Annotated in this window: 14 protein-coding genes; 4 read left to right on the forward strand and 10 right to left on the reverse strand. The window is 41.9% G+C overall.

From position 1 onward, the window contains the following. Nucleotides 1-40: 40 nt before the first annotated feature. The 6 genes from KPL72_RS06340 to KPL72_RS06365 all read right to left on the reverse strand — a co-directional run bounded on the left by KPL72_RS06340 (nucleotide 41) and on the right by KPL72_RS06365 (nucleotide 6,208). On the reverse strand, nucleotides 41-646 hold the full coding sequence (locus KPL72_RS06340; protein ID WP_346729495.1) for a protein-methionine-sulfoxide reductase heme-binding subunit MsrQ: 606 nt from the start codon (nucleotides 644-646) through the stop codon (nucleotides 41-43). Between the two features lies 1 nt (nucleotide 647). After that, nucleotides 648-1,640, reverse strand: a complete 993-nt coding sequence (msrP, locus tag KPL72_RS06345; protein WP_219702225.1) for a protein-methionine-sulfoxide reductase catalytic subunit MsrP — start codon at nucleotides 1,638-1,640, stop codon at nucleotides 648-650. A 102-nt stretch (nucleotides 1,641-1,742) separates the two neighbouring features. Continuing rightward, nucleotides 1,743-2,513, reverse strand: a complete 771-nt coding sequence (gene pssA, locus KPL72_RS06350; protein WP_219702226.1) for a CDP-diacylglycerol--serine O-phosphatidyltransferase — start codon at nucleotides 2,511-2,513, stop codon at nucleotides 1,743-1,745. Nucleotides 2,514-2,543: 30 nt separating this feature from the next. Continuing rightward, entirely contained in the window at nucleotides 2,544-3,827 is a 1,284-nt protein-coding gene (gene hemL, locus KPL72_RS06355) for a glutamate-1-semialdehyde 2,1-aminomutase (RefSeq protein WP_219702227.1), read from the reverse strand. Between the two features lie 126 nt (nucleotides 3,828-3,953). Next, nucleotides 3,954-5,621 carry a chloride channel protein gene (locus tag KPL72_RS06360; protein ID WP_249422131.1) on the reverse strand — a complete coding sequence of 556 codons (1,668 nt, stop codon included), beginning with the start codon at nucleotides 5,619-5,621 and terminating at the stop codon, nucleotides 3,954-3,956. Nucleotides 5,622-5,779: 158 nt separating this feature from the next. Continuing rightward, nucleotides 5,780-6,208: an Lrp/AsnC family transcriptional regulator gene (locus KPL72_RS06365; protein ID WP_212918122.1), complete on the reverse strand. Its 429-nt coding sequence runs from the start codon at nucleotides 6,206-6,208 to the stop codon at nucleotides 5,780-5,782. 157 nt (nucleotides 6,209-6,365) lie between these two features. On the opposite strand from KPL72_RS06365, the gene yjeH reads away from it, so the two are divergent. Both yjeH and luxS read left to right on the forward strand, forming a co-directional pair. Continuing rightward, nucleotides 6,366-7,643: an L-methionine/branched-chain amino acid transporter gene (yjeH, locus tag KPL72_RS06370; RefSeq protein WP_212918121.1), complete on the forward strand. Its 1,278-nt coding sequence runs from the start codon at nucleotides 6,366-6,368 to the stop codon at nucleotides 7,641-7,643. A 64-nt stretch (nucleotides 7,644-7,707) separates the two neighbouring features. Next, nucleotides 7,708-8,220, forward strand: coding sequence for an S-ribosylhomocysteine lyase (gene luxS, locus KPL72_RS06375; protein ID WP_212918120.1), 513 nt, complete (start codon nucleotides 7,708-7,710; stop codon nucleotides 8,218-8,220). Between the two features lie 91 nt (nucleotides 8,221-8,311). Here luxS and KPL72_RS06380 read toward each other — a convergent pair whose 3' ends face one another. Beyond that, nucleotides 8,312-8,947, reverse strand: a complete 636-nt coding sequence (locus tag KPL72_RS06380; protein ID WP_212918119.1) for a LysE family translocator — start codon at nucleotides 8,945-8,947, stop codon at nucleotides 8,312-8,314. Between the two features lie 313 nt (nucleotides 8,948-9,260). Between KPL72_RS06380 and KPL72_RS06385 the strand changes: the two genes are divergently transcribed. After that, a complete protein-coding gene (locus KPL72_RS06385; RefSeq protein ID WP_219702228.1) occupies nucleotides 9,261-10,142 on the forward strand; it encodes a DMT family transporter in 882 nt (293 codons plus the stop codon). Here KPL72_RS06385 and KPL72_RS06390 read toward each other — a convergent pair. The 3 genes from KPL72_RS06390 to KPL72_RS06400 all read right to left on the reverse strand — a co-directional run bounded on the left by KPL72_RS06390 (nucleotide 10,139) and on the right by KPL72_RS06400 (nucleotide 12,907). Beyond that, on the reverse strand, nucleotides 10,139-10,600 hold the full coding sequence (locus tag KPL72_RS06390) for an Lrp/AsnC family transcriptional regulator (RefSeq protein ID WP_219702229.1): 462 nt from the start codon (nucleotides 10,598-10,600) through the stop codon (nucleotides 10,139-10,141). The genes KPL72_RS06385 and KPL72_RS06390 overlap by 4 nt on opposite strands. 101 nt (nucleotides 10,601-10,701) lie before the next feature. Beyond that, nucleotides 10,702-11,193 (reverse strand): acetolactate synthase small subunit, encoded by a 492-nt coding sequence (ilvN, locus tag KPL72_RS06395; RefSeq protein ID WP_012069034.1) that lies wholly within the window; start codon nucleotides 11,191-11,193, stop codon nucleotides 10,702-10,704. Nucleotide 11,194: 1 nt separating this feature from the next. Then, entirely contained in the window at nucleotides 11,195-12,907 is a 1,713-nt protein-coding gene (locus KPL72_RS06400) for an acetolactate synthase 3 large subunit (RefSeq protein WP_219702230.1), read from the reverse strand. Nucleotides 12,908-13,345: 438 nt separating this feature from the next. On the opposite strand from KPL72_RS06400, the gene KPL72_RS06405 reads away from it, so the two are divergent. Beyond that, on the forward strand, nucleotides 13,346-13,606 hold the full coding sequence (locus KPL72_RS06405) for a hypothetical protein (protein ID WP_012069032.1): 261 nt from the start codon (nucleotides 13,346-13,348) through the stop codon (nucleotides 13,604-13,606). The last annotated feature ends 6 nt before the right edge of the window (nucleotides 13,607-13,612 follow it).

The following is a 13,612-nucleotide window of genomic DNA, read 5'->3' on the forward strand; positions in this document are numbered from 1 at the left end:
CGTATAATACAGCCTAGAAGTTTTAGCGCAAGCTCTTTTTTTAAGTTTTCTTAAAAAGTTTCTTATAGCTAGGAAGTGTGGGTATTTTCATGATTAACAAGGGCACTAAAAACACAGAAAAATAAAGAGCCAACGAAATATCATCTTTAACCTGCCACCATAGATGAGCAATTACACCAATCGCCGCTAGGTACATTAATCGATGAAGAGGTTTCCACTTCTTTCCTAGCTTACGAATCATTGCCTTCGTACTTGTTAACGCTAATACAGCCAGAATAACCAGAGCCAAAGTACCAACATATATATAGGGCTTCTCAACTAAATCAGAACTTATCCAAGTCCAACTTAATCCCGCAAATAAAACCAAATAAATAACGAAATGAAGCAAAGCATAAAAAAAGGCCGTCAATCCAATAAAACGACGATATCGATTAATGAATCTAAACGACTTCACTTTACCAATCAATGTCATCGCCATAACAGCTACAACAGCTACAGATGCCCAAATCCCACTAAGTCTCATCAATAGCTTGCCAGGATCTGGAAAGTATTGCCCCATCAACAAAGAGACAAACATCCACACAAAGGGCAAACAAAATAGAATGACAATATATGGCTTTTCTTTTCTATCCCAGAATGTCGACACGCTAATAGTTCCTTTTCAAGTCCATACCAGTATATAAACTTGCGACCTCTTCCTCGTAGCCATTGAACATCTTTGTCTCAATTACATTAGGAAATAGAACACCACCCGGTAATCGCCGCTCTTGGCCTTGAGACCAGCGAGGATGATCCACATTAGGATTCACATTTGCGTAAAAACCATATTCATTAGGAGCCAACATACTCCATGTGGTTTCGGGCATTGTTTCAACAAAGCGAATTTTCACTATGGATTTAATACTTTTAAAACCATATTTCCAAGGTAGAACTAAGCGAACTGGCGCCCCATTTTGATTGGGTAATATACTCCCATACATACCAACAGCAAGAAATGCCAGGGGATTCATTGCCTCATCAATACGCAACCCTTCTCGGTATGGCCAATCCAGTCCACCACCACGTTGACCTGACATTTGCTTAGGATCATACAAGGTTTCAAAGTAAACATATTTTGCTTTAGATGTTGGCTCAAATTTCTGTAGAACTGTCGCAAGAGAAATGCCAACCCAAGGAATAACCATAGACCAAGCTTCAACACAACGAAGACGATATATACGCTCCTCTAGCATTGACTCTTTAATAATATCATCAAGGTCAAAAACACCGGTCTTTCCAGCTTCACCCTCTACCGTTATTGTCCAAGGAGTCGTTTTGAATTCAGAAGATCGATCTTTAGGGTCACTTTTACCATAGCCAAACTCGTAAAAATTATTATAGGAAGTGGCGACATCGTAAGGAGACACTTTATCGTCTTTACCAAACGTGGTTTCAGCTATATTTGCAAAGGAAGATTTAAGAGAGGAAGGTGGAGATAAAGGATTACCTTCTTGAAGGGCTGCAGCAACATTACCAATCCCTCCCACACCAAGAGCAATCCCACCCGTCGCCTTCATAAATTGACGACGGTTTAAGTAAATAGACTTATCGGTTACTTCTGATTCAGAGCAATCAGACGTTTTTTTATTTAAAATCAGCATAGCATGACCCCTTCTATTATTAGAATAATGGACAAGGGGACACGCCACTAGTTCAGAAAAGCACTCGAATTATAAAAGAATGCTCTTTTTTTGCCACATTGCCTAGCGAAGTCGCTTAAACACAATTCCAAGTGGGCCCCATAAACCATAAAGACAGAAAACACTCATCAGCACTAAAGCAGGCTCTAGAGCGACTAACACCAAAACTAAAACCGCAATAAGGAGCACTACAAAAGGCACACGCCCCTTCAAATTAAGATCTTTAAAACTACGATATTTTACGTTGCTAACCATCAATAAACCGGCAATAGGAACTAGTAATGCCATCAGCGTTGCCACACTTTCACCAGAAACACCTTTGTCATTGGCAGCCCATATAACCCCGGCCACAAGAGCTGCAGCAGCAGGACTTGGTAATCCCGTAAAATAACGCTTCTCTTCAACACCAAGCATGGTATTAAATCGGGCTAAACGAAGAGCGGCACCAACAGCATAGATAAATGCAGCAATCCAACCAATCTTACCAAGTGGTGCCAAAGACCAAGTAAATACAACAAGCGCTGGCGCAATACCAAAAGAGACCATATCAGCAAGGGAATCATACTCAGCACCAAATGCACTTTGAGTATGAGTCAAACGCGCAACACGCCCATCCAAGCCATCAAATATCATCGAAATAAATATCGCGACAGCAGCATGAGTAAAGTTTTCATTCATCGCAGCAATGATGGAATAGAACCCCGAAAAAAGTGCAGCCGTAGTAAACAAGTTTGGCAATAGATACACACCCTTATGCGGCTGTTTTTTCTCATCGCCGACGTCTATGTCTTCGATTTCATCAACCGGTGATTTTTTCATATCATCAATAGACATGTTACAAACCTTCCTTATTTAACGAATTATTTATACTAGCTTAGCAAAAGAACGCTTAGCAGCTTCTATTGTGTAGTCGATATCTTCTTCTGTATGAGCTTGAGAGATAAATCCAGCCTCAAACGCTGCAGGAGCGAAATACACCCCCTCTTCCAACATATAGTGGAAAAACGCTTTAAACTTACCTAAATCACACTTCTGCACATCCGCAAATGTCTTAACCGCCTCAGCTTCAGTAAAGAAGAAACCAAACATTCCACCAACACTAACCACGCAGAAAGGTACGCCTGCATCATCTGCGGCTTTTTTCAATCCTGATATAAGACGACCAGCCTTAGAACCTAAAGCCTGATGGAAGCCCTCTTCGCTAATTTTGTTCAGAACAGCCAAACCTGCCACCATCGCAACAGGATTACCAGACAAGGTACCCGCTTGATAAACTGGACCTAACGGTGAAATACATTCCATGATGGCGCGTTTACCACCAAAAGCACCAACCGGCATACCAGCACCAATAACTTTACCTAGTGTTGTCAGATCAGGAACAATGCCAAAGTGATCCTGCGCACCACCAAGGGCAACACGGAAACCAGTCATAACTTCATCAAAAATCAATACAGCGCCTGATTCATCACAAACTTGACGCAAGGCTTCAAGGAACCCTTCAACTGGCAAAATGCAGTTCATGTTGCCAGCAACAGGTTCGACAATGATACAAGCGATTTGATCCCCGATTTCTGCAAAACAACGAGTCACTTCTTCAATATCGTTGTATTGCAGTGTAATAGTATGTTTCGCCAAATCTGCAGGTACACCAGGAGAATTCGGAACGCCAAGCGTTAATGCACCAGAACCCGCTTTAACAAGCAAAGAATCTGAATGACCATGGTAACAACCTTCAAACTTAACGATTTTATCGCGTCCGGTATAACCACGAGCCAAGCGGATCGCACTCATAGTGGCTTCGGTACCCGAATTCACCATGCGCACCATATCCATAGAAGAAACAAGTTCACAGACTTTCTCTGCCATTGTGATTTCAACTTCTGTAGGGGCACCAAAGCTCAAACCAAAATCAAGCTGCTTTCTAACCGCATCTAACACATCTGGGTGCGAGTGACCTAAAATCATTGGCCCCCAAGAACCTACATAATCTATATAGCGTTTTTTGTCTTCATCATAGACATAAGCCCCTTCCCCACGCTGGAAAAAAATAGGCGTACCACCGACACCATTAAAAGCTCGAACTGGAGAGTTAACACCTCCAGGAATACGGTGTTGGGCACGTGCGTATAGATCTTCTGAACGACTCATATTTATTCAAATCCCATAACTGATAATTTACAAAAGCAAGCAAGCTTTAACATAAGAAGCATTACTGCCAATAAAACTTTTAATAAAGAACTAGAAAACACTCCCCCTACTAAAAAACAGGTGCAACTAGTCACTTTTTAACAAAAACTGATCGAGACGATGACGAGAAACCAGACTAAAAGAAGAATCAGATACCGCCACCAGCACCTCTGGCAAACCTGTTTCCTGAAACCAACCCAACATAGCCTCTAATGAAGGAGGCTCATCAATTACAGAAACAAGAGTCGACTCTAATGCCAAAGATAAGTTCATCTTCACTCTATCGTCCTCTGAAACAAGCCATAACTGAGGGCCTTCTTCCAAAGTTTTCAATGTATCCAATACAGCAATTCTACGGACCAAACGCCGCTCGTTTTCAATCTCGAAAACTACATAGTCTACCATACTTGACGCTAAATCTTTCACCTGTTCAATAGCAACGATTTTAGGCAGAAGCAAAACCTCTTCAGCAACTGGCTTAACTGTATGGTGTCGCAGATATCGCTGAAAAGGGCTAATAGTCGAAGACATTCCCATAAAATTCAATCTTTCGACAAACACAGATTCCTGATGAAAAAACACTCGCATCAACAGACAAGAAAATACAATAACAAACAACGCAGGAACGATCGCTTCCGACGAATGGGTCATCTCTATAATAGCAACCAAAGCTGTTAATGGCGCCTGAAAGCTAGCCGCCATCATAGCCGCCATTCCTAGTAATGCGAATAAAGCCACATCCGCTACTCTATCATCAAACACCAAAGCAACCTGAACACCTGCCAATCCACCAATAATAAAAGTCGGCCCTATCATTCCTCCCGGAATTCCCAGACCTATAGTAAAAGCAGTCAAGACCGTTTTAACTAAAATCAATAACAGCAGGGAATATAAAATTAAATCACCAGACAATAAACGAGAAAGAGAAAGGTAACCGCTGCCCAATGATTCCGGCAAATAAATAGCTGCAAAAGACGTGGCAATTGCCACTAAAGAAAAACGCCACCAAACAGATACACCACTGAACCGCCAAAGACTCTTTTGCGTATGAAGAAACAAAGCAGACAGTAATACGATAAAAACAACTAAGACAAAGCAAGCGACAAATAAATCAGTCGAAAGCAACACAGAAGAGATACTTTCGACACTAAATATATCCAAAGGCCCAATAACATAATGACTTACTAAGGTAGCAATAACAGAAGAGAGCAAAACAGGTAAAACATAACGCTGTCGATATTCCAGAAAAATCACTTCAAAGGCAAACAAAACACCCGCTAAAGGCGTTTGAAATACCGCTGAAATCGCTCCGGCAACACCACAGGCCAATAAGGTTTCAACGCCATACTGAGGCAATTTTGCTTTTCCCGCCAAGTAGCCACCAAGTGTCGCACCAAGGTGCACAGCAGGACCTTCCTTACCAATTGAAAGACCACCAGCCAAACCTATTGCCGCTGAAAAAAACTGCACCACCGCATTCCACACAGGCAAATTACCATGATGATAATTTAGACGTTCAACAACATAAGGAACACCCACTTTATGTAATCGGTTCGGCAGCAATGTAAAAAGCAGCGCCAAAACAACACAAGCAGCAAAAGAAAGTCCAACACGCCACTCAACAGCCAAAGACTCAAAAGAATCAAAATCAGCACCGATAAAGTATCGAGTAGGTAAATAAATGACGGCATAAAAAAACACCATCAAAAGCCCACTTAGTAAACCACACAAGGCACCAAGTATTGCCAGAATCAATAAATCATCGTAAGACTTTGCCTTACTAGACCACCTTTCTCTTAAATTTAACCTTTTCAGAGCACGACCTCACTTATAACGCGGGCGGATTTTGTACACAATTCAAGCAGTTATCAGATAAATTCGCAATTGCTCTGACAGAGCCTCTAAAATACGACTCACCAACGATCAAGACGATTTGATAAGCACATGTGCGTCACTATTTTATGAAGGTTCGGCCAGCTGTCCATCTCACTACGAATCGCATTTAAACGTGCCATGGAGCTCGCTTGAACTAAAAGCAACAAATCCAAATCACCACTAATAGAATGGGCAAGCTTTACCTCTGGAATAGCCTCAATCAAAGGCTGCACAAGATCGCAAGACAAAGGTCTAAAAGTTAAGGCCAAATAAGCAGTAACGCCGTCTTCTTTTGAAACCGAAGTATGTGCATGATAGCCAGTGATGGTTCGATTATCTTCCATGCGACGAATGCGCTCTGTCACCGCAGAACGAGATAAATTAACTTGCCGACTAATGTCTGAAACAGAAAGCCGAGCATCGTCAACCAGTAAAGCTAATATTTTTTGATCATAATGATCGGCCACCCAACCCCCCTTTTATTATTAGTTATTCAACTTGACGGTCATTCCGGCAAAATGCGCCTTAATGGGGTCAACTTGTATAGCGTATTGCTAATATAAGTATTTTATCCTTAGCGACAACAAATAACAGCTACAGAATTTAACAAGTAAAGGCAAACAAATGAACCAATACCAAAAAACTCTTGGCCCGCTACAAGGCATAGCAATGACGGTAACTACCTTTATTGGTACTGGCCTGATGATCTTGCCCGCCATGTCTGTTGCAGAGGCGGGATCCTTTGCTTTTTATGCTTGGTTAATCACCGCCACAATGATTATCCCAATTGCATTTATTTTTGCGTTACTTGGCTCCAAGTATCCTTCCGCTGGAGGAGCATCACATTATATTGGTCGAGCATTTGGGTCGCGCTATGAAAAAGCAGTGGGCTGGTTGTTTTTAAGTATTCTATTGGTTGGCCCTGCAGTTGCTATAAAGGTCGCAGCGGCGTATTTGACCATTATTTTTAAAACATCTGATGAATGGATTCTTGCCTTTAGTTTATTAACCCTTGCTGGCATGCTTTTCTTTGCCATCGTAGGCATGCAAACCTCAGCTAGGTTTCAAACTGCTATTGTCATCGTGATGATTGGTACTATTTTGTGGCTTTGCTATATTGGTGATATTTTAGACAGTCGCCAAGTTATTGAAGCACCCGTAACCGCCGTTGAGTGGCAACAAACACTTTACGCCACAGGCGTTATATTTTGGTGTTTCTTAGGCATTGAAGTCATGGCCCATATGGGCGCTGAGTTCAAAAATCCAACCAGAGATTTCCCAATCGCATTACTGGGTGGCATCACTATAGTTATTCTTGCTTACCTAAGTTTAGTACTACTCATTGCTTGGCATCACACTTACGGCGACGAAATTACCAACAGCCAATCTCTAGCATTGTTAGTTAGCAAATTAATGGGCGAAACGAGCAGTCGATTCTTTGCTGTTGGCGCTTATATTATCGCCTTCGCCAACGTGGCCATTTATATCTTAGGTTTCTCTCGTATGGTGCAATCTATGGCACAGCAAGGCGCCTTACCTAAAACTTTTATCGGGCTTAATAAAAATGGCGCACCTGAAAAAGCAGTATTACTGGTTGGTTTAATCACTTTATTCTCTATTGTGTTTTCAGAGGTCTCTGACTGGAAAATGTCATGGTTCATTGAAATGACAAACGGCAGCTTTCTGCTTATTTACACATTAACCTGCGTTGCCGCTTTCAAATTAGTCAATCGTGCAGCCCAAATATTGGCTATAGTTGCCTTAATAAGCTGTAGCTGCATGGTGTTTTTCATTGGTCAAAGCATGCTGTTTGCTATTATCGCTTTCTGCTTAGCTCTCAGTTATGAATATTTACGATCACCAAAAAGTCCGATCAAAGGTTCAAAACTTCATGTACAATAACGGCAATTGATATCACCATTTATAAAGCAACGATGATTCCGTTGAGTTCAGTAGGAGAGATTTTATGCCATTATTAGACAGTTTCCGTGTCGACCACACTCGTATGGATGCACCAGCCGTTCGTGTTGCTAAATCCATGTCTACACCTAAAGGTGATGACATCACAGTATTTGATTTACGTTTTTGCGTGCCAAATGAAGAGATCCTTTCTGAAAAAGGTATCCATACGCTAGAACATTTGTTTGCTGGCTTCATGCGTGAACACCTAAATGGTGATAGCGTCGAAATTATCGACATTTCGCCAATGGGTTGCCGTACTGGTTTTTACATGAGCTTAATCGGCACACCTTCTGAAGACACTGTTGCTGCTTCTTGGAAAGCAGCAATGGAAGACGTATTGAAAGTAAAAGCTAAATCTGACATTCCAGAGTTGAACGAATACCAATGCGGCACTTACGAAATGCATTCCTTAGAAGAAGCGCAAGAAATCGCGAAAATGATTCTAGACCGTGATGTGAAAGTAAACAGTAACGAAGAGTTGTACCTAAGCGAAGAGTTCTTAAAAGAACACAGCTAAAAAAGTTATTTAAGCTAAAACACAAAATGTAAAAAATAAAAAAAGGTGACCTAGCGTCACCTTTTTTTATTTAAATTACACTACAAACTTTTTAAGAACGTGTTGCCGTTGCTAAAAAAGCACTCGCCAAAACGAACACACTGCCCATTCCGCGGTTAAGGTTTTTCATACCTTTAGGGCTGCGAATCAAACGGCGAATCTGCTTGCCGCTCATTGCGTAAATATAAGCCGCAATAAACTCCGTACAACAAAAAGTTAATCCCATCCAGAAAAACTGCATAGGAACAGGCTGACTAAGATCCAGTAACTGCGGAAAAATAGCCGTAAAAAGCAATACCGCTTTAGGATTGCCGATCGCTACTAAAAACTCTTGGCGCATTCTCGCAAGGTGTCCACGTTTCGCCTTGATTCCGACTTCACTTTCATGTTCTTCAAGCACCATGGCTGCACTACGCCATGTTTTGATGCCAACATAAAACAGGTAAGCGACACCGAACCATTTGATAACACTAAACCAAAAGCTAGAAGAAACAATAATAGCCCCTAAACCTAGCGCGGAAATTAACATCAAGATGCTAAAAGCTAGATTTCGACCAACCACAGCAATAACAGCTTTAGTCGCGCCAACCTGAATGCCATTGTGCATCGCAGTAAAATTATTTGGGCCGGGCCCTAAAGACAGCAACATTAACAACGGCGCCGTTGCCAACCAAACACTGAATGTCATAACAATTAATTCTCTTAAAATTGAGCTAAAGACGGTCTAAATTAACAGCTAAAATCGACCATATAATTTGGCGCAACTGTACAGCCTAATAATTCGCCTGTCAGCCTATTTTTTAACCTTTTAGGTGACACAAAAGTAAATATATTAAGATGTCCGAAAATCAATTAGTTAGAACTCTGCATTGCAAAAGCAAAACCTTAAATTTACTTTTTTATCCAAAGCTAAGCGCTCGAATAACCTTTTATTTTATCTGTGGAAACTTACCCTCACTCCGTAAAATAACCACTCCGTCACCAATAATTAGGGATTAGCTATGTCTATTGCACATATTTTTTTATGGGCCACCGCCGCCATTTGGGGCTTTGCCTTTGTCGCCCAAAGTGTTGGCATGGAAAGCCTTGGGCCACACAGCTTTAACGCTATGCGTTTTCTATTAGCAACATTGTCGCTTTTACCTTTATTGTTTATTTTTAAACCCAAGCAATCTCAAAATAATCGAAAGCTTTGGTTAGGGGGGCTCGCTGCAGGAAGCTGCTTGTTCTTGGGCTTTACGTGTCAACAAATAGGTTTGCAATACACTACGGCAGGGAATGCTGGATTCATCACCAGCATGTATATTGTGTTCGTACCGATATTAGGACTTCTGCTGGGCCATAAAACCGAGAGACATACTTGGATTGGAGTAGGACTAGCGTTAGTTGGCCTTTACAGTTTAACCGTTGGGCCAAACCTATCCATCAATAAAGGCGATGCGATAGAGCTACTAGGTACTCTTTTTTGGACTGGTCATGTTTTATTAATTGGCTACCTTTCTCGATATGTATCCGCTTTACCACTTTCTATCGTTCAGTTCTTCGTAGCAACGATATTAGCCTCTATCAGCGCCTTCATATTAGAAACCCCAACGCTTGAAGGCATCAGAATGGCTTGGTGGCCTTTAGTTTATGCCGGCGTCGCTTCATCTGGCATTGCCTTCACATTACAAACACTAGGGCAAAAAAATGTTTCGCCTAGTGTCAGTGCTCTTATTCTCTCATCTGAAGCGGTATTTGCCGCATTAGGTGGCTGGATATTTATGGAGGAAATCCTTTCAACTCGTGCTCTGGTTGGTTGTGGCTTTATTATGACAGGGATGATTATTAGCCAATGGCTACGCCAGGCAAAAACAGCTATAAAGCTTGCCCAACAGCCCTAATTGATATCAGCTTCAACTCCTTTTTCAATATTCACCGGCATTTCTCGTGAAACTGGAGTTGAAAGCACCATCATGGTATTCGTATCACTCAGATCAATTAAACGCTCTAATAACTCATCCAATAAAGACATAGAACGTACCGCAACCCGAAGCACAAAAGCGTAAGGCCCCGTTACATTATGGCAAGAGATCACCTCATCCAGACTAAGCACTAATGCTTTAAATTCACGCTCTTTGGTTCGGTAAACCTGACATTCAACTAAGGCTGTTATAGGTATTCCTACTTTCTCTAGGTTAATTTTTGCACCGTAACCAGTAATCACACCAGACTCTTCTAACTTTCGAACTCGCTCTGCGACCGCTGGTGCAGTCAGATGAACCATTTTACCCAATTCTGCGTAGGTCAAACGGCCATTCTGCTCTAGCAACTTGAGCAGTTTCCAATTCGTTTTATCCATTTAACCCTCACTTAATACCCATCATTTACGCATAAAAAAAGCCGCGGATAAGCGCGGCTTTTTCAGTCTATCTATAAGACCACTACAAAAATAGTAGACGATTATAAAGACAGTGTCTTTTCACCGCGAGCGATACCAGATACACCAGTACGAACTACTTCAAGCAAATGAGCGCCGCCCAACGCTTGTAAGAACCCATCAAGTTTATCTGACTCACCAACGATTTGAATCGTATAAATAGACGGCGTCATATCCACAATGTTGCCACGGAAGATATCAACTGTACGTTTCACTTCAGCGCGCTGAGCACCAGTAGCACGAACCTTAACCAGCATCAACTCACGCTCAATGTGCTGACCTTCAGTCAAGTCCACCAGCTTCACCACATCAATCAACTTATTAAGTTGTTTGGTGATCTGCTCTACAACCTGATCTGAACCAAATGTCGTCAATGTAAGGCGAGACAAGGTTGGATCATCCGTTGCCGCTACGTTCAATGATTCGATGTTAAAGTTACGCTGTGAGAACAAACCAACTACTCGCGACAAAGCACCCGGCTCGTTTTCCATCAATACAGAAATAATATGTCGCATATTAGGTACGCTCCGTCTTGCTCAAGAACATATCTCGCATAGAGCCGCGAGGCACTTGCATTGGATATACATGCTCTTCTGGATCCACGTAACAGTTAATGAAGACCAATTGATCTGTCATTGCAAACGCTTCTTCCATCTTGGCATCGAGTTCATCTTTAGTTCGAATTTCAACATACTTATGACGGTAAGCATCCATCAGTATTTTGAAATCAGGCAATGAATCCATGTAGGAGTTTGAGTAACGACCTTCATAGTTCATGTCTTGCCACTGGCGAACCATGCCTAAGTAACCGTTGTTCAAACACAAGATTTTAACCGGTAAACCATATTGCAAGCAGGTAGAAAGCTCTTGAATATTCATTTGAATACTGCCTTCACCTGTTACACAAACTACGGTTTCTTTAGGGAAGTTCATCTTCACGCCCATTGCAGCAGGAAGACCAAAACCCATCGTGCCTAAACCACCAGAGTTAACCCAACGGTTTGGCTTATCAAATTTATAATACTGAGCGGCAAACATTTGGTGCTGGCCTACGTCAGACGCAACATAAGCATCGCCTTTAGTAGCACGCCAGCACGCCTCGATCGCTGCTTGAGGCTTGATCTTTTCGCTGCTCGTGTCATAACGACCACCGTGCACTAAACGCCATTCATTGATTTGCTTCCACCAACCAACAAGCGCTTCTGTGTTTGAACTTTGACCTTCAACCAAAGACAGCATTTCTTCTAAAACCTGACTAACAGGGCCAACAATTGGCACATCTGAACGAATGGTTTTAGAAATAGCAGCAGGATCAATATCAATATGGATAATTTTTGCGCCAGGGCAAAATTTATCAGGATCATTTGTAACACGATCATCAAAACGAGCGCCAACAGCCAAAATCACATCACTGTGATGCATGGTCATATTCGCTTCGTATGCGCCATGCATACCTAACATACCAACAAACTGCTTATCTGTTCCTGGGTATCCACCCAGGCCCATCAAGGTATTAGTTACAGGTACGTTTAAAGACTTAGCCAGTTTCACCAAAGAATCAGACGCACCGCCCATAATAACGCCACCACCAGCATAGATGATTGGACGCTTAGCGGCTAACAGCAAATCGACTGCTTTTTTGATCTGACCACTGTGACCTTTCGTTGGTGGCGTATAAGAGCGAATAGAAACAGATTCTGGGTATTTGTATTCGTACTTATCACCTGGCATGGTCATATCTTTTGGCACGTCAATCACAACAGGGCCAGGACGACCAGTACTGGCAATGTGATAAGCCTTTTTCATGATCATAGGAATTTCAGAAGGATGCTTAACCGTAAAGCTGTGCTTCACAATTGGACGTGATACACCAATCATATCGGTTTCTTGGAACGCATCTTCGCCGATCAGGTAGCTCATAACCTGACCACAAATAATGACCATGGGAATAGAGTCCATATAAGCCGTCGCAATACCAGTAACAGTATTAGTTGCACCTGGACCCGATGTTACAAGAACCGTACCCGCTTTGCCCGTGGCACGTGCATAGCCATCAGCCATATGCGTTGCAGCTTGTTCATGCCTAACCAGAATATGCTTTACGTCAGACTGACGATGCAAAGCATCGTAAATATGAAGTGCGGCTCCACCTGGATAACCATAGATATATTCAACTCCCTCATCTTTGAGGAAGCGGGCGATCATTTCACCACCGGATAATAACTCCACCTTGTTACCCTCTATAGTATTTATCTGTCTTTTAATTTTAGTGCAGCTATTGTAACCGCATAAGACAAGCAGATTAAAGTTGATAGAACGAAGTTTGCTAAACTAACTGAGGTAACTTTTAAAAATAAGGAACATTTATCTAAAAGTAAGAAACACTCAAACGCAATAAATCGCAGTTTTTACACTGCCCGCGTCTTTTCGCGAGGAGAAGTATAGGACAACAATATTGCGCCATTCTACACTTGTGCTTATCAGAACGAATCTGACTGAGATGAGCTAGTGGCCCATAAAAAGGAGTCATCGACATGGTGTCGTCGAATTATATTGCGTTTCATTTTGTCTTTGTGCCTCAGATTTGTCAACACAAAGCGTATAAAAACTTGCTCTAACCTACGCTTCATGGTGTCATAGCGGCATAAATTGATTAGGAGTTTTACCATGGCTAATGAGCTTAACCAACAACGAGTTATTGATGAATTTTTGCGCTGTTTTCGTAAGATGCTTATGGATCCAGAACTCGCTGGAGAATTAGTCCGTATCGCCAAAGAAAATATCAACCAGCCAAATGCTTATCAACGTATTGCAGAAGAAGTGTCCAACCAAACCACCATTAAAATCCAAGAAGAACACACGGAAGCCGATCGTAAGTTCATCAAGCTATTGATGGATGTTGTTAAAGGCGACTCTCAGCTTTACTAATTTTTT

This window comes from Marinomonas lutimaris, assembly GCF_019426345.1.
Taxonomy (GTDB): domain Bacteria; phylum Pseudomonadota; class Gammaproteobacteria; order Pseudomonadales; family Marinomonadaceae; genus Marinomonas; species Marinomonas lutimaris.